Genomic DNA, 17,066 nt, shown 5'->3' with positions numbered 1-17,066 from the left:
GCAAAAAATTCTCATATAAAAATTTCATAATGCTAAATTTAGTTTAGAAAAAAGTAAGGAGTTTTTATATGAGTTATAAACATCTTGGCATAGATGAAAGGATTTATATTGAGAATCAATTGAAATTTAAATTTAAAATTAGTGAAATAGCTAAAAATCTTAATCGAAGTATTAGTACTATTATTCGAGAAATTAATAGAAATAAAGATAATAATCATTATTTTTCATTAATTGCACAAAATAAAGCTGAAAATCGAAAACAATCACATATTAGTTTTCATAAGTTTAAAAATAAGAATTTAGTAAAATATGTACAACAAAAATTACTATTAGGTTGATCACCTGAACAAATTTATGGCAGAATTAAAAATTTTCATAAAGAGTGAGTTATTAGTTTTAAAACAATTTATACTTGAATTTATTTTGGAATGCTTGATAAAGTTACTAGTAAAAATTTAAGAAGAAAAGGTAAAAAACGAAAATCTAAAGAAAATCGTGGCAAGTTTAATGGTAAATCAATTAAAGAACGAGATATAAATGTTAATGATCGTATAACACTTGGTCATTGAGAAGGAGATACTATAGTATCATCACGAGGTAAAAGCAAATCATGTTTAATAACTTTAGTTGAAAGAGTATCACGATTTACTTTAGCAATATTAGTTAAAAACAGAACTACTAAAGTTATTAATAAAAATGTCAGTTATTATTTATCAATTCTTCCTAAAAACATTGTTAAAACTAGTACTTTTGATCGTGGCAAAGAATTTTCAAATTGACAACAACTTGAAAAAAATTTAGATGTAAAAATTTATTTTGCCAATCCATATTCACCTTGACAAAGAGCTACTAATGAAAATACTAATGGTTTAATTAGAGAAAAATTTCATAAAAAATTTATTTTTTCAAAAACTAATAAAAATGAAGTTCATAAATTTATATTGTCTTTAAACCAAAGACCAAGAAAAATACTAAATTATCTTTCACCAATCGAATATTTGGATAGAAAAATAATTTAGTTGCACTTACCTTTACAATTTAGCATTACTTTATTAGTTTTAATTCTATTTTCTAAATATCAATCTTTATGCTTTGATTTTAATAAATATGTTGTTACTAAATCATTAAAATAAGTAATAGCAAATAATGGAGAAATAAATATTTCTTGTGCTTCATAAAGTCCTGAAGAAACAATATTAAATGTTCAATCAGCATAAGTCACTAATTCAGTTTTATCTTGTGATGTAACAACTGCAATTTTAGCATTATTCTTTTTAGCAAGTTTAGCTGTTTCAACAATAGTAGCGGTTTTACCTGATAATGAAAAAAGAATTATTACATCTTCTGGAATAATTAAAGAAGCATGCATTAAAATACTATCATCATCTTTATTTAAACAGATTGATCGTAAACAAAACCGATATAATTTATTTGATAAATCCTCCGCACCTAAACCAGAATGACCAATGCCTGCTAAATAAATACAAAGCTTTAAGATTATCATCTATTCAATTAATAAATCTTTGTAATTCCTCATAATTAATCATTGAATCATTTAAATCCATTAGTTTTTTATAATGTTCTTTTAAAACACTACGATCACCAAAAAACTCACGATTTAAAGCTTTGAAAGTAGTTTCTTGCGCAGCTAAACTAATGATAAATTCACGATAACCTTTAAATCCCAATTTCTTAATTAAATTATAAACAACACTATAACCAACAGTATTTTCTTTAGCCAAAGAACTAATAGTAACTTGATCCATTTTTTGACTATTCTTATTAATATAGTTAATAAGAACTTTTTCTTTTTTTTGTGAAATTATTTTCTTCCTTTGATACTCTAGATCAAAAATTATCATTGATAAGCATGTAAAAACTCCTTTTTAAACTAATGTAAAATATTTAAATATTATTATTTTTTAATTATGTGATGAAAATGGATCATTAATATAATATGGTTGCAAATCTTCCATGTTTTTTACTTCGATAAAATATGGTGACAACTTTTGAAAATTTTCCACAATATTACACTTTTCTAAATTTTCAATTATTTTATAATCTAGTAAATCACTAATAATACCAATTTTAGCATTTTCATCTACTAATTGCGGCTGAATAATTATTTTTCCATTATCACATACTGCCAAATAACTTTTATTATTGTATGCTGACAAAACACTTATTGATTTTATTAATCCTGCCTGTAATAATAAACTATTAATAGTAAAAACCGTTAAAAAACTATTCAAAACTTTAAGTGTTTTGACAAAAGTAATTGCTACTCTAATTCCAGTATAACTGCCAGGACCATTTACAATAACTACTTTTGAAATATCTTTTAATTTTATTTTACATTTTACAAGTAAATTAGTAATAGTTGGAATTGCCAATTCTGTTTGTTTTTGTCAAGCAATAAATGATGAACTTGCTAAAATTTTATTAGCTTGCAAAATCACCACTGTTAATTTGTTATTTGTTGTATCTAAATATAATTGATACATAACATCACCTTATTATTTCATTTAGTTGCTATTAATAATTTTCTAATATCTTACATACTTATTATAATATCATGTATAATGTAATTAAAATAGAAAAAATATAGAATTGTGAGTTGATCCATATGGGAATAGGAAAAAATATAGGATTTAAAAGTAAATTTTCTGATTTTTTACTTTGATCTGGACTAATTATTGCTGTTATAGGTCTAATAATGCAATTTGCAATAGTTTTAATTGAGTATAAACCAATAACAGTTGGAACACCTAATCCTCATAATTTATGAACTCCAGATGGCCCATGAGTTGGTATTTGAACAATGATTTCTACCTTTACTATTCAGTCAAATTTTTTAGTTTTTCTTTTCTTTTGTTTTGTATTAACAAATCGTTTTCATGACAATCGCGCACAATTTGTTTTTGGGCGCTTTTCATTAGCAATTACTGTTTATATTACCGTAACTCTTATCGTATTTTTTGCTGTATTATTTAAACCAATGATAAATAATTTAGATAGTAGTAATAGTATTAGCATATTAAATTTTATAAATACATTTTTATTACATTTAATAGTACCAGTGATAGTGATTTTATATTTTATGTTTTCTGCTGGTAAATACTACTGAAAACTTGGAAAACAAACATATCTTTGAATACCAATTATTTCTATTTACATATTTGTATATTTAGGTTATGCACTTGCTAAAGGAAATTTTGTTGGTTTTTTAAGAAAAGGAACAACAGAAATTGATTATTCATTTCCATATCCATTTTTAGATTTTCATAAAAGTTTAACTACTTTCTTTATTTATATCTTTGCAATTTTAATCTTATACATAATTTTGATGTTATTTTTTACTCTTTATAATAATATCCTTTATAAAAAAAATAATAAACCAATAGCGGCTTTAAGAGATACAAATTTTTAATGTAAAATAATTTATAAATAAAGTGTACTAGTTTATAAAATAGTACACTTTATTACTATTATTTATTATTTAAAAAATATTGAAAAATAATTGTAGGGAGGAATATATATTTGTGAAAAGTAAAAATTTGAAATTGTATTATTTTTTTTAAATATTATTTTGTTATTTTTTACCTCCTTTTTCTTAATATATTTTATTTTAAAATTATATAAAAAATCCTTGTATAGCATATATAGTATACAAGGACTTAAAGTCAAATATAAAATTAAAACCGGCATTACTTAAATATTTTCTAAACATTTATAACTGCCATTTTTATTGTAACTCACTAAAAAGAAAAAACAAGTAATAACATTTTTTACACTTATCATTTTATATTTTTATATAAAATATTGTTTTTTAACAAGTACTACTTAAAAATAATAAACTTTATTTTAAATATTTCTTTTTACGAATAATAACAACAACTATTGGAATTATAGTTAAAAAACTAATAATGAAGCCACAAATGATAATAATATTTCAATTATTAACTAACATCTTAGTTGTTAATGATATATTAACATCTCAGGGACGATCTGAATTATTACTTTGTAAATAATTAACATAATTTTGTTTAGTAATATCACCTTGATATTGAATAAATCATGATAAAAACTCACCAGCAGCATTATTTTTTAAATATTCAATTTTAATACTATTATTAGTAGCACTAGTTAAATATTGTTGAAAACCCGCTAATAAATTATTAGTTTTTTCAAAAAAATCAGTACAATTTGGAAAATTAGGTATTTTTGTATTGCTTCTATAAACAGTAATATATTGTTCAGAAGCAGCTTGACGTTGTAAGTCAGATGTATCTAAACCTATACAATAAACTTGAAAATTACTTCCTTGATTAAGAGTTAAATTATCACCATCTTTAATAGGTGTTCCCAAATCATTTTTTGCTTTTTGTAAAGTTTGTGAATCAACTTTTCATTTTAGTCAATGTTGTTGTGAATCACTAATATTTACTTTAGCTTTCTCAATGGCTTTATTCATAACTATTAATGTATTTTTATTATCTTGTGAATTATTTTGAACTAAATATTGAGGTACAATTACAGGATTTTCTTTAACTTTTTCATCACTAATAGTACTAAATTGAATATTTGAACTATTATTTGTTAACTTAATAGTTTTACTATAACCACTATCTTTAACACTAACATTAAAACTAGTTGATTTTAAATGATCATCTGGTTTATGATTTAATATTGCATAACTAATTGAATCATTATCAACAACTTCATCCTTTTTATCATTTATTAATAATTGTTCATTCTTATCATTTTTATTTTTTGCTAAAATAGCTAACATTGGTTGATTAGTATCATTGGTATTACCATTATTAAGTGGTAAAATTGCTAACCGATCTTGAACACTTTTATGACTATTTAAAAAATCATCGCTCGGTTTAATCATATAAGGAATACTAAAATAATTATTAAAATCTGCCCTAGGATTTACCGTTGCAAAAATACCATTGTTAATCTGCGCTGGTAAACTATTATCATGGTAACCAACATAAACATAGCCAAAACTAACAATATCATTAAAACTTTGTTTAGCAACACTACGACCAATAACTTTATCAGTAAAATATTTAATACCATTATCTGGCAAGATATTATTAGCTTTGTTTTCAATTTGTTCCTTAAATTTCTTATTAACATCTTTACTAATATCATCATTTGGATTATTATTAACCTTATTAATAAGGTCTGATCAATCATTAAATTGTTCTGTTATTACTTCTTTATGCAATCTAATAAAATCTTCATAATTATTATTAATTGAATTTCAAGTATTAGCTTCACTAATTAAATTTTTATTTTTTTCCTTAACAGTAATATGAAACCCAGAAAGTTTGTTACTCTCATTAACAGTACTAATATTAGATTGATGATTAGTAACTATCATTAAACTACTAGTAAGAGATAATGCCAAAGCCAAACTTATTGTTTTAAAACTTTTAGTTTTAAAAAAACTAAAAGATAAGAAATTTGTCATTATGATTACTCCTTTTTTACCTATTATTTGTGTTTATAATTATAATATTAAATTAAGCATATTTAATTAAATACTTAAAATCTTAGTTTTAATAAAATAAAACTAAGGATATATAATCAATTATTAAACTTTTTGTTAAATCAACATATATAATTTTAATACTTATATAATTACTTATATATTCATTAAAATTATAAGGATAAAAATTATATCCTTAACATTAATAATAAACTTTATTAGCAAAAAATCAAGATTAAATAATTAATAAGTTAATTTTTTTTAACTTATTAGGTGTTTTAAATAATCAGTTAGTAAATATTAATAGTGACAAGGAAAAACTTGATATACTAAATAAGTAGCATATTCAATCATAATTAAAAATTAAATTTCCTATCAAAAATTTAATTAAATTTAATTCTAATGCTAAATTGTAAAGGTAAGTGCAACTAAATTATTTTTCTATCAAAATATTCGATTGGTGAAAGATAATTTAATATTTTTCTCGGTCTTTGATTTAAAGACAATATAAATTTATGAACTGCATTTTTATTAGTTTTTGAAAAAATAAATTTTTTAGGAAATTTTTCTCTAATTAAACCATTAGTATTTTCATTAGTACCTCTTTGTCAAGGTGAATATGGATTGGCAAAATAAATTTTTACATCTAAATTTTTTTCAAGTTGTTGTAAATTTGAAAATTATTTGACACGATCAAAAGTAATAGTTTTAACAATGTTTTTAGGAAGAATTGATAAATAATAACTGACATTTTTATTAATAACTTTAGTAGTTCTGTTTTTAACTAATATTGCTAAAGTAAATCGTGATACTCTTTCAATTAAAGTTATTAAACATGATTTGCTTTTACCTCGTGATGATACTATAGTATCTCCTTCTCAATGACCAAGTGTTATACGATCATTAACATTTATATCTCGTTCTTTAATTGATTTACCATTAAACTTGCCACGATTTTCTTTAGATTTTCGTTTTTTACCTTTTCTTCTTAAATTTTTACTAGTAACTTTATCAAGCATTCCAAAATAAATTCAAGTATAAATTGTTTTAAAACTAATAACTCACTCTTTATGAAAATTTTTAATTCTGCCATAAATTTGTTCAGGTGATCAACCTAATAGTAATTTTTGTTGTACATATTTTACTAAATTCTTATTTTTAAACTTATGAAAACTAATATGTGATTGTTTTCGATTTTCAGCTTTATTTTGTGCAATTAATGAAAAATAATGATTATTATCTTTATTTCTATTAATTTCTCGAATAATAGTACTAATACTTCGATTAAGATTTTTAGCTATTTCACTAATTTTAAATTTAAATTTCAATTGATTCTCAATATAAATCATTTCATCTATGCCAAGATGTTTATAACTCATACAAAAAATCCTTACTTTTTTCTAAACTAAATTTAGCATTATGAAATTTTTATATGAGAATTTTTTGCAATTTTATTTACTTGTACTTACAAGTATAATTCAGCATTTTATTAAGCATTACTATTTATATTACAATTACAATGTTAGTATTTTGAATAGGTATCATTAGTAATAGCCAAGAAAGAAGTAAATATGGAAATGATATTTATTTATGATTTAAAACAATAATTCTAAATCTAATTATGCCAATTGTTATGATTTTAAATTTTGCTTTATCATGTGGACGTGATTTTTATTCACTAAAAAATCATCATAAACTTTATATGTGATTTATCTTATTTTATCCTTGTTTTTATGTAGTAATGGTAATGGTTCGTGGTGTACTACGTGTTAAACAAGGAGAAAATATTAATACTTGTTATCCTTACTTTTTTTTCAACTACCAAAAATATGGTGTAGGAGTATTAGTTACTGCTATTATTTTTCTGTTAATTATTAGTATTGGTTTACAATACCTTTATTTATGAATTAATAATATACAATATAAAAAAAAGCATGATGATGATAAACCAAATTTTCCAATCATTACTTATCCTTATGGTTTTAAATTATAAAAAAATAAAATAAGGCTTTTAATTTCTAAAGCCTTATTTATATAATTTATTAAATATTTTTAATTATTCATTTACCATAGAAACTACTTCTTCTGGTTTATTAGTAACTGGAAGATATTTACCAATAATTAATAATACACCTGAAGCAATATTAAGTCCTAAAAAAATAATATTAATACCACTAATAAAATTAAAATGTGATGAAAACATAGCTATTAAAGAAAAACCTGCTAAAACTAAAGTTACAATTCCAACAGCTAAACCACTATTAGCATTTCCTTTTAAAACATTATTGCACATGATAATTATTGCAATTGAAAATCCAATAGCAATTAAAAGTCCAAAAATCAATCCAACAATAAATATTGTACTAACTCCTGATGTTAATGAAGTGTGATCATATTTTGTAAAACTGTTAAAAATGACACTACTTGCTGTAGCTAAAATAATTGTAATAATTACACTTCAAATAATACTTATAATATTTGTTATGAATCCAATTTTAGCTCCAATGTATAATTTTTTATCTAATTTCTTTTCAACCTTATCCATTTTTTCTCCTTTTTTCTTAAAATCTTTTTTACATTTTAATATTCTCAATCTTAACATAAAAAAAATTTAAATTTTAAATTAAATATTAACACAATAAAAAAAATTTGGCATCGTGCTATTTTCCCATTGCTGGTATTTTCGCCGCTGGAGTGCTTAACTGCTGTGTTCGAGATGGGAACAGGTGTGACCACTCCGCCATGGACACCAAATAGTTTAGCAATTGCTCCCTAAAAACTAGAAACAGACATCTTTAAATTTGATTACTTTTGATTTGCAATAGAGAATATATTCTTCAATAAATCCTCGATCTATTAGTATCAGTAAGCTGAACATATCACTATGCTTACACACCTGACCTATCAACCTTGTAGTATTCAAGGGATCTTACTTCTTTCGAATGAGAAATCTCATCTTGGAACTGACTTCGCGCTTAGATGCTTTCAGCGCTTATTCATGCCCTACATAGCTACCCAGCTGTGCCACTGGCGTGACAACTGGTGCACCAGAGGTAGGTCCATTCCGGTCCTCTCGTACTAGGAACAGCTTTCCTCAAATTTCTTGCGCCCACGACAGATAGGGACCAAACTGTCTCACGACGTTCTGAACCCAGCTCGCGTACCGCTTTAATGGGCGAACAGCCCAACCCTTGGAAGCGACTACACCTCCAGGATGCGATGAGCCGACATCGAGGTGCCAAACCTCCCCGTCTATATGAACTATTGGGAGAGATTAGCCTGTTATCCCCGGGGTAACTTTTATCCGTTGAGCGACGGCCTTTCCACACAGCACCGCCGGATCACTAAGCCCAACTTTCGTTCCTGCTCGACTTGTATGTCTCGCAGTCAAGCACCCTTTTACCTTTGCGCTCTACATATGATTTCCATTCATATTGAGGGTACCTTTGGGCGCCTCCGTTACTTTTTAGGAGGCGACCGCCCCAGTCAAACTACCCACCAGACACTGTTCTTAGACCAGATTATGGTCTCAAGTTAGAATTTCAATATAGCAAGGGTGGTATCCCAATGGTGACTCCATGCCTACTAGCGTCTGCATATCAACGTCTCCCACCTATGCTGTACAAACTACACCAAAATTCAATATCAAGTTGTAGTAAAGCTCCACGGGGTCTTTCCGTCTAATCGCGGGTAACCTGCATCTTCACAGGTACTAAGATTTCACCGAGTCTATAGCCGAGACAGCGTCCGGATCGTTACGCCTTTCGTGCGGGTCAGAACTTACCTGACAAGGAATTTCGCTACCTTAGGACCGTTATAGTTACGGCCGCCGTTCACTGGGGCTTCAATTCAAAGCTTCGCTTACGCTAACAAATCTCTTTAACCTTCCAGCACTGGGCAGGCGTCACCCCCTATACATCGTCTTACGACTTAGCAGAGAGCTGTGTTTTTGCTAAACAGTCGCCCGGACCTCTTCACTGCGACTCATATTGCTATGAGCTCCCCTTCTCGCTAACTTACGGGGTTATTTTGCAGAGTTCCTTAGCTATAGTTATCTCGCTTGCCTTAGGATATTCTCCTTGACCACGTGTGTCCGTTCTCGGTACAGGCACCATGGTGATGTCTTTAGAAACTTTTCTTGGAAGTATGGCATCAAATGCTTCGTTACTAAGCGAACCGTTCACTCCCCATCGTACTTCAAGGTTAACGATGTGCGGATTTGCCTACACAACCCTCTTTGTACTTAGCCCAGCACTACCAATCACTGGGACATTTTAGCCTTCTCCGTCATTCCATCAGTCACCATGGTGGTACAGGAATATCAACCTGTTATCCATCGACTACGCCTTTCGGCCTCGCCTTAGGTCCTGACTAACCCTGGGTGGACGAACCTAGCCCAGGAAACCTTGGTCAATCGGCATGAAGGATTCTCACCTTCAATCATTACTCACGCCGGCATTCTCACTTCTAAACACTCCACTAGTCCTTCCGGTCTAACTTCGTCGCAGATTAGAACGCTCCCCTACCGCCCACAATATATGTAAACATATATATAGACCCATAGCTTCGGTACAATGCTTAGCCCCGGTACATTTTCCGCGCAGAATCATTCGACTAGTGAGCTGTTACGCACTCTTTAAAGGATGGCTGCTTCTAAGCCAACCTCCTAGCTGTCTGAACAATTCCACATCGTTTTCCACTTAGCATTGATTTTGGGACCTTAGCTGATGATCTGGGCTGTTTCCCTCACGTCCATGGACCTTATCACCCATAGACTGACTGCCAGATATGTAACAATGGCATTCGCAGTTTAATTGCATTCAGTACCCCGAGGTGGGGCCATCATACATTCAGAGCTTTACCTCCATTGCACTAATTCTGACGCTAGTCCTAAAACTATATCGGGGAGAACCAGCTATCTCCAGGTTCGATTGGAATTTCACCGCTAGCCACAAGTCATCCACGGTCTTTTCAACGAACGTTGGTTCGGTCCTCCATTAACTGTTACATTAACTTCAACCTGCTCATGGCTAGATCACCTGGTTTCGGGTCTACGACCACATACTAAACGCCCTATTCAGGCTCGCTTTCACTTCGGCTCCGTCTTTTCAACTTAACCTTGCATGTAATCGTAACTCGCCGGCTCATTCTACAAAAGGCACGCCGTCACCCATTAACGGGCTCCGACTTGTTGTAAGCATATGGTTTCAGAAACTATTTCACTCCCCTCTCGGGGTACTTTTCACCTTTCCCTCACGGTACTGGTTCACTATCGGTAATTGGTTAGTATTTAGCCTTACGCAGTGGTCTGCGCAAATTCCGACAAGGTTCCACGTGCCTCGCCGTACTCAGGATACTATCAAGAGATTTATACATTTCGCATACTGGGCTTTCACCATCTATGGCGTTGCTTCCCAACAACTTCTGCTATATATAAATTTTGTAACTCTTCATAGGTCGAACCTAATAGACAGTCCTATAACCCCAGTCTGACGACTGGTTTAGGCTGCTCCCTTTTCGCTCGCCGCTACTAAGGGAATCGCATTCGCTTTCTTTTCCTCTAGGTACTAAGATGTTTCAATTCTCTAGGTATCACTCTGCACAACTATGAATTCATTGTACAGTACTATCTGATTAAAGATAGTGGGTTTCCCCATTCGGACATCTCCGGATCAAAGCTTATTTCCAGCTCCCCGAAGCTTATCGCAGGTAATCGCGTCCTTCATCGTCTTCCAATTCCAAGGCATCCACCATACGCTCTTAATAATTTATTTTTAGAATATCCTATTGCAAGATAAAAATTATCTTATTTTTTTTAAAAGATGTCTATTATCCAGTTTTTAAAGAACAATTGCTCAGAGAAAACAATCCCTGAAAACTAAACAGAACAAAAGAAGTAATCCAATAAATCATCCATCTATTTTTTCTTGTTGTCTTGGTTTCTTATTAGAAACTAAACTCCATAGAAAGGAGGTGATCCATCCCCACCTTCCGGTAGGGATACCTTGTTACGACTTAACCCCAATCATCAACCCTGCCTTTGGCAGCTCCCTCCTTACGGTTAGGACACCGACTTCTGGCATTGCCAACTCTCGTGGTTTGACGGGCGGTGTGTACAAGACCCGAGAACGTATTCACCGCGACATTGCTGATTCGCGATTACTAGCGATTCCGACTTCATGAAGTCGAGTTGCAGACTTCAATCCGGACTGAGACTGACTTTTTGAGATTTGCTTGACCTCGCGGTTTAGCGACTATTTGTATCAGCCATTGTAGCACGTGTGTAGCCCAGGTCATAAGGGGCATGATGATTTGACGTCGTCCCCACCTTCCTCTAGCTTACACTAGCAGTCTCCTTAGAGTCCCCAACTTAATGCTGGCAACTAAGGACAAGGGTTGCGTTCGTTGCTGAACTTAACCAAACATCTCACGACACGAACTGACGACAACCATGCACCACCTGTATCCTTGTTAACCTCTACTATATCTCTATAGCTTCGCAAGGTATGTCAAGACCTGGTAAGGTTCTTCGCGTTGCTTCGAATTAAACCACATGCTCCACCGCTTGTGCGGGTCCCCGTCAATTCCTTTGAGTTTCACTCTTGCGAGCATACTACTCAGGCGGAGTACTTAATGCGTTAGCTACAGCACTGCCTCATGGCAACACTTAGTACTCATCGTTTACGGCGTGGACTACTAGGGTATCTAATCCTATTTGCTCCCCACGCTTTCGTGCCACAACGTCAGTAATATGCCAGTTAGCCGCCTTCGCCACTGGTGTTCCTTCATATATCTACGCATTCCACCGCTACACATGAAATTCCACTAACCTCTCCTATACTCTAGTAATGTAGTTTCCAAGGCGGTTAGGGGTTGAGCCCCTAAATTTAACCTCAGACTTGCAAAACCGTCTACGCACGCTTTACGCCCAATAAATCCGGATAACGCTTGCCACCTATGTATTACCGCGGCTGCTGGCACATAGTTAGCCGTGGCTTTCTGGTAAGGTATGGTCGATACTAAAATCATTTCCTATTCTAGCACTTCTTCCCTTACAACAGACCTTTACAATCCGAAGACCTTCATCAGTCACGCGGCATTGCTCCATCAGGCTTTCGCCCATTGTGAAAAATTCCCTACTGCTGCCTTCCGTAGAAGTTTGGGCCATGTCTCAGTCCCAATGTGGCCGTTCATCCTCTCAGATCGGCTACGCATCGTTACCTTGGTAAGCCATTACCTTACCAACTAGTTAATGCGCCGCATCCCCATCAATTAGCGAAGCAAATGCTCCTTTCATTATTTATCATTGCAAATAAATAACATATGCGGTATTAGCTGTCGTTTCCAACAGTTATTCCCCGCTAAATGGTAGGTTAGATACGTGTTACTCACCCGTTCGCCACTAAAGTATTGCTACTTTCGTTCGACTTGCATGTATTAGGCATGCCGCCAGCGTTAATCCTGAGCCAGGATCAAACTCTCAATAAAATTGTTTTTGTTAAAAGATGATGTCTGACTTATTTAATTTTTAATAAAAAATTGACGGATTAATTCTTGTTCTATTTAGTTTTCAAAGATCGTTTTTTCTAGTTTGTAACCCATTTATTTTTGGGACAATAACAATAGTACAACATGCCATAATTATTGTCAACCTAATTATCATAAAAAAGCATTATTTTTTTAAAATTAAAATTGCTGAATTATACTTGTAAGTGCAAGTAAATAAAATTGCAAAAAATTCTCATATAAAAATTTCATAATGCTAAATTTAGTTTAGAAAAAAGTAAGGATTTTTTATATGAGTTATAAACATCTTGGCATAGATGAAAGGATTTATATTGAGAATCAATTGAAATTTAAATTTAAAATTAGTGAAATAGCTAAAAATCTTAATCGAAGTATTAGTACTATTATTCGAGAAATTAATAGAAATAAAGATAATAATCATTATTTTTCATTAATTGCACAAAATAAAGCTGAAAATCGAAAACAATCACATATTAGTTTTCATAAGTTTAAAAATAAGAATTTAGTAAAATATGTACAACAAAAATTACTATTAGGTTGATCACCTGAACAAATTTATGGCAGAATTAAAAATTTTCATAAAGAGTGAGTTATTAGTTTTAAAACAATTTATACTTGAATTTATTTTGGAATGCTTGATAAAGTTACTAGTAAAATTTAAGACGAAAAGGTAAAAAACGAAAATCTAAAGAAAATCGTGGCAAGTTTAATGGTAAATCAATTAAAGAACGAGATATAAATGTTAATGATCGTATAACACTTGGTCATTGAGAAGGAGATACTATAGTATCATCAAGAGGCAAAAGCAAATCATGTTTAATAACTTTAGTTGAAAGAGTATCACGATTTACTTTAGCAATATTAGTTAAAAACAGAACTACTAAAGTTATTAATAAAAATGTCAGTTATTATTTATCAATTCTTCCTAAAAACATTGTTAAAACTATTACTTTTGATCGTGGCAAAGAATTTTCAAATTGACAACAACTTGAAAAAAATTTAGATGTAAAAATTTATTTTGCCAATCCATATTCACCTTGACAAAGAGGTACTAATGAAAATACTAATGGTTTAATTAGAGAAAAATTTCCTAAAAAATTTATTTTTTCAAAAACTAATAAAAATGAAGTTCATAAATTTATATTGTCTTTAAATCAAAGACCGAGAAAAATATTAAATTATCTTTCACCAATCGAATATTTGGATAGAAAAATAATTTAGTTGCACTTACCTTTACAATTTAGCATATATCTGATTTGGATTATATCATTTATTTAATAGTTTTTAAATAAAAAATATCTTTTTATATATAGTTAATAAAAATTAAGTTTTTTTATTTATTTAAAAAATTCAGTAAATGATTTTTTGCTATGACGTTCAAGAAATTTATTAAATTCAATTGTTTTTTCATTTTTAATTTTTTCTAAAAATATATTAACTTCTTTTCCAGTACCTAATGGAATTGTATCAGTGTCAATACCTTTTATTTTTTTAATTTCTTCTAAAAATAAATAACGACTAATAATAGTACTACAAGCGATAGCTAAATACTTACTTTCTGCATTAGTAACAAATTGAACTTTATCTTTAATAATTTTATTACGATTATCTTTCATATTTTCAATGTATTTGTAATATGTATCTTCATTAATATATTGATCAATAACTATAGTATCATATTGAATTCTATGTTGTAACATACGAACTAATGCTTGATTTTCTCCTCAGGTTTTAATAATATTGGGGCTATAACCCGCATCAATTCATTGATTATATTTACGATTGTTAATGATTACTGACTCAAAAATAATTGTTTTCATAATATCTTGTGCTAATTCAATAAATTTACTTTGTGATAAGTCTTTATAATCGCGAATGTTAAGTAAACGTAATTTTTCTAAATTACCCGAACCAATATAAGAACTAATAATAACAAGTGGACCAAAAAAATTATTAATACCAAATTCAGCATTGCCAATGACTGGTGATTGATTTTCATCAAGTTGATTTCAAATTCTACGATATTCTGCAATAATATCCTCTTTAGTACCTTTAAAAATAACTTTTTCTTGATAAATTTCAATTGTTATATTATGATATTGAAATAATTCATAACTACTATTTTTATTATCAACTTTATAGTTTTGGTAGTGTTCTTTAATTAATGATTTTTGTTTTTGATTTAAGTAAAATGTCATTAATATACCACCATCTTTTCAAAATTTATTTGATTTATTGAAATTAATATCACACTTTCTTTCATATTAATTATATAATAAAAACAAGGATTTTAGGGTTTTAACCTTTTATTTTATATAAGGAGTTAACAATGCGTAGTGTAGGTATAGATATTATTGAAGTAAATCGAATAGAAAATATTGAAGAATTTGCTAAAAGAATTTTAAGTAAGAAAGAAATTATACTTTTTAATCAATATTCTTTACAACGTCAACAGGAATTTTTGGCAGGAAGATGAGCATTAAAAGAAGCAATTTTTAAGGCATTACCACAAGAAAAGTTAACATTTAAAAATATTGATATTAGTTATAATCAATATAATCAACCAATAACTATCATTAAGAATTATCAATTACTTTTATCTTTATCACATAATGAAACTAATGCAATTGCAATTGCAATTGTTATTTAATAAAAAGAAAGTAAGGTGTTTTATTAAAATGTATATGATTGATTTAATCTCTAAAAAGAAATTAGGACAAAGTTTAAATAAAGAAGAACTAAAATTTTTAACAGAAGGTATTGTCAATGAAACAATACCAGACTATCAAATTAGTGCTTGAGCAATGGCTGTTTATTTTCAGGGAATGACTAATGATGAATTAGTAGAATATACAAAAGCCGTTATTAATAGTGGTGAAACCATGGATTTATCACAAATTACTGGTTTTAGTATTGATAAACATTCAACTGGTGGTGTTGGTGATAAAACTAGTTTAGTATTTGGTCCATTAGCTGCTGCTTGTGGATTAAAGGTTGCAAAAATTTCTGGAAGAGGATTAGGTATTACTGGTGGTACTATTGATAAACTGGAAATAATTCCAAATTTTAAATGTGATTTGGAAATATCAGATTTTATTAAAGTTGTTAATAAAGTTGGTATGAGTATTATTAGTCAAACTAGTAATTTAGTGCCTGCTGATAAAAAATTATATGCATTACGTGATGTTTCAGGAACAGTTGATTCATTGCCATTAATTGCTGCTAGTGTTATGTCTAAAAAAATAGCAATGGGTGCTGATTTAATTTTACTAGACATTAAATGTGGAAAAGGTGCCTTTGTTCAGGATATAGTAACTTCAAGAAAGTTAGCAAAATTAATGGTACATATTGGTAAAGCTTTTAATAAAAAAATTTATGCTATTATTAGTGATATGAATAAGCCTTTAGGACAAACAATTGGTAATGCATTAGAATTACAAGAAGTTATTTTAAGTTTAAAAAATAAAGGGCCAGAAGATTTGAAAATTCTTGTTAGTAATTTAGTAGCTTTAGCCTTATTGGGAGCTAAAAACGTAAAAACCTTAAAAGAGGGTATTGATAAAGTTAATGCTATGTTTACTAGTGAAAAACCACTACAAATTTTTTATGATTTTGTTAAAAGTCAAGGTGGAGATACTAAATATCTTGATAATATTGATAAATTACCACCAGCTAAATATATTATTAAAGTTAAGGCACAATTATCGGGCTATTTAGATGTTACTAATAATTATGCTTTAGGTGAATTATCAGTAATATTAGGAGCAGGAAGAACTACTAAAACTGATATCATTGATCCAGTGGCAGGAATTTATTTAAAACAAATTCATGGTCAAAAAGTTGAAAAAAATAGTGTAATTATGGAACTCCATACTAATAAAGATCAACATTTTCATCAACAATTTTTAGATTTGGCAATTTCTACATTTCAGATTACTAATAAAAAATACGATATTAAACCAATAATTTTAGAAATAATAATGTAATTTAGTTTAAAATTGTTTATAATGTTACAGTATTTTAAAAAATATTAATT

Annotated in this window: 15 protein-coding genes and 3 rRNA genes; 8 read left to right on the top strand and 10 right to left on the bottom strand. The window is 29.4% G+C overall.

The annotated features are described in order from the left end of the window. Nucleotides 1–68 precede the first annotated feature (68 nt). Entirely contained in the window at nucleotides 69–1,019 is a 951-nt protein-coding gene (locus ACICQF_RS01605; protein WP_395473440.1) for an IS30 family transposase, read from the top strand. Here ACICQF_RS01605 and ACICQF_RS01600 read toward each other — a convergent pair. Genes ACICQF_RS01600 through tsaB form a run of 3 tightly spaced genes read right to left on the bottom strand, consistent with a single transcriptional unit; the run spans nucleotide 1,016 to nucleotide 2,504 of the window. Further along, a complete protein-coding gene (locus ACICQF_RS01600; protein ID WP_395473439.1) occupies nucleotides 1,016–1,504 on the bottom strand; it encodes a MurR/RpiR family transcriptional regulator in 489 nt (162 codons plus the stop codon). The two genes, ACICQF_RS01605 and ACICQF_RS01600, sit on opposite strands and share 4 nt — an antisense overlap. Further along, nucleotides 1,428–1,862 (bottom strand): hypothetical protein, encoded by a 435-nt coding sequence (locus tag ACICQF_RS01595; RefSeq protein WP_395473438.1) that lies wholly within the window; start codon nucleotides 1,860–1,862, stop codon nucleotides 1,428–1,430. The genes ACICQF_RS01600 and ACICQF_RS01595 overlap by 77 nt, the downstream gene beginning before the upstream one ends. A 60-nt stretch (nucleotides 1,863–1,922) precedes the next feature. Continuing rightward, a complete protein-coding gene (gene tsaB / locus ACICQF_RS01590; protein ID WP_395473437.1) occupies nucleotides 1,923–2,504 on the bottom strand; it encodes a tRNA (adenosine(37)-N6)-threonylcarbamoyltransferase complex dimerization subunit type 1 TsaB in 582 nt (193 codons plus the stop codon). Between the two features lie 212 nt (nucleotides 2,505–2,716). On the opposite strand from tsaB, the gene ACICQF_RS01585 reads away from it, so the two are divergent. Beyond that, entirely contained in the window at nucleotides 2,717–3,430 is a 714-nt protein-coding gene (locus tag ACICQF_RS01585; RefSeq protein WP_395473436.1) for a hypothetical protein, read from the top strand. A 429-nt stretch (nucleotides 3,431–3,859) separates the two neighbouring features. Here the strand turns inward: ACICQF_RS01585 and ACICQF_RS01580 are convergent, their stop codons facing one another. Both ACICQF_RS01580 and ACICQF_RS01575 read right to left on the bottom strand, forming a co-directional pair. Next, nucleotides 3,860–5,485 (bottom strand): hypothetical protein, encoded by a 1,626-nt coding sequence (locus ACICQF_RS01580; RefSeq protein WP_395473435.1) that lies wholly within the window; start codon nucleotides 5,483–5,485, stop codon nucleotides 3,860–3,862. Between the two features lie 698 nt (nucleotides 5,486–6,183). After that, complete coding sequence (locus tag ACICQF_RS01575) at nucleotides 6,184–6,882, bottom strand: IS30 family transposase (RefSeq protein ID WP_395473434.1); 699 nt, start codon at nucleotides 6,880–6,882, stop codon at nucleotides 6,184–6,186. Nucleotides 6,883–6,922: 40 nt separating this feature from the next. Between ACICQF_RS01575 and ACICQF_RS01570 the strand changes: the two genes are divergently transcribed. Then, the gene (locus ACICQF_RS01570; RefSeq protein ID WP_395473433.1) at nucleotides 6,923–7,051 is read left to right on the top strand and encodes a hypothetical protein; all 129 of its coding nucleotides are present in this window, start codon (nucleotides 6,923–6,925) and stop codon (nucleotides 7,049–7,051) included. Further along, nucleotides 7,023–7,496: a hypothetical protein gene (locus ACICQF_RS01565; RefSeq protein WP_395473432.1), complete on the top strand. Its 474-nt coding sequence runs from the start codon at nucleotides 7,023–7,025 to the stop codon at nucleotides 7,494–7,496. The genes ACICQF_RS01570 and ACICQF_RS01565 overlap by 29 nt, the downstream gene beginning before the upstream one ends. A gap of 63 nt (nucleotides 7,497–7,559) precedes the next feature. Here the strand turns inward: ACICQF_RS01565 and ACICQF_RS01560 are convergent, their stop codons facing one another. The 4 genes from ACICQF_RS01560 to ACICQF_RS01545 all read right to left on the bottom strand — a co-directional run bounded on the left by ACICQF_RS01560 (nucleotide 7,560) and on the right by ACICQF_RS01545 (nucleotide 12,991). Further along, nucleotides 7,560–8,048 carry a hypothetical protein gene (locus tag ACICQF_RS01560; RefSeq protein ID WP_339039644.1) on the bottom strand — a complete coding sequence of 163 codons (489 nt, stop codon included), beginning with the start codon at nucleotides 8,046–8,048 and terminating at the stop codon, nucleotides 7,560–7,562. A gap of 102 nt (nucleotides 8,049–8,150) precedes the next feature. Further along, a 5S ribosomal RNA gene (rrf, locus tag ACICQF_RS01555) occupies nucleotides 8,151–8,257 on the bottom strand. An 82-nt stretch (nucleotides 8,258–8,339) separates the two neighbouring features. Further along, nucleotides 8,340–11,277, bottom strand: a 23S ribosomal RNA gene (locus tag ACICQF_RS01550). A gap of 192 nt (nucleotides 11,278–11,469) precedes the next feature. Continuing rightward, a 16S ribosomal RNA gene (locus ACICQF_RS01545) occupies nucleotides 11,470–12,991 on the bottom strand. The 16S, 23S and 5S rRNA genes sit together here, the layout of an rRNA operon. A 310-nt stretch (nucleotides 12,992–13,301) precedes the next feature. On the opposite strand from ACICQF_RS01545, the gene ACICQF_RS01540 reads away from it, so the two are divergent. Further along, nucleotides 13,302–13,691 (top strand): transposase, encoded by a 390-nt coding sequence (locus tag ACICQF_RS01540; RefSeq protein WP_395473431.1) that lies wholly within the window; start codon nucleotides 13,302–13,304, stop codon nucleotides 13,689–13,691. Continuing rightward, nucleotides 13,688–14,251, top strand: coding sequence for an IS30 family transposase (locus ACICQF_RS01535; RefSeq protein WP_395473687.1), 564 nt, complete (start codon nucleotides 13,688–13,690; stop codon nucleotides 14,249–14,251). Before ACICQF_RS01540 ends, ACICQF_RS01535 begins: the two co-directional genes overlap by 4 nt. 116 nt (nucleotides 14,252–14,367) lie before the next feature. Here ACICQF_RS01535 and ACICQF_RS01530 read toward each other — a convergent pair whose 3' ends face one another. Beyond that, a complete protein-coding gene (locus tag ACICQF_RS01530; RefSeq protein WP_395473430.1) occupies nucleotides 14,368–15,228 on the bottom strand; it encodes a hypothetical protein in 861 nt (286 codons plus the stop codon). A 131-nt stretch (nucleotides 15,229–15,359) separates the two neighbouring features. Between ACICQF_RS01530 and acpS the strand changes: the two genes are divergently transcribed. Together acpS and ACICQF_RS01520 are read left to right on the top strand one after the other, a co-directional pair. Continuing rightward, nucleotides 15,360–15,680 (top strand): holo-ACP synthase, encoded by a 321-nt coding sequence (gene acpS, locus ACICQF_RS01525; protein ID WP_174479919.1) that lies wholly within the window; start codon nucleotides 15,360–15,362, stop codon nucleotides 15,678–15,680. Between the two features lie 28 nt (nucleotides 15,681–15,708). Continuing rightward, nucleotides 15,709–17,016 (top strand): thymidine phosphorylase, encoded by a 1,308-nt coding sequence (locus tag ACICQF_RS01520; protein WP_395473429.1) that lies wholly within the window; start codon nucleotides 15,709–15,711, stop codon nucleotides 17,014–17,016. The last annotated feature ends 50 nt before the right edge of the window (nucleotides 17,017–17,066 follow it).

This window comes from Spiroplasma endosymbiont of Nomada rufipes (genome assembly GCF_964277355.1).
In the GTDB taxonomy this organism is placed as follows: domain Bacteria; phylum Bacillota_I; class Bacilli_A; order Mycoplasmatales; family VBWQ01; genus Spiroplasma_E.
Note: the sequence above shows the minus strand (reverse complement) of the source record. Positions and strands in the feature narration are given on the sequence as shown.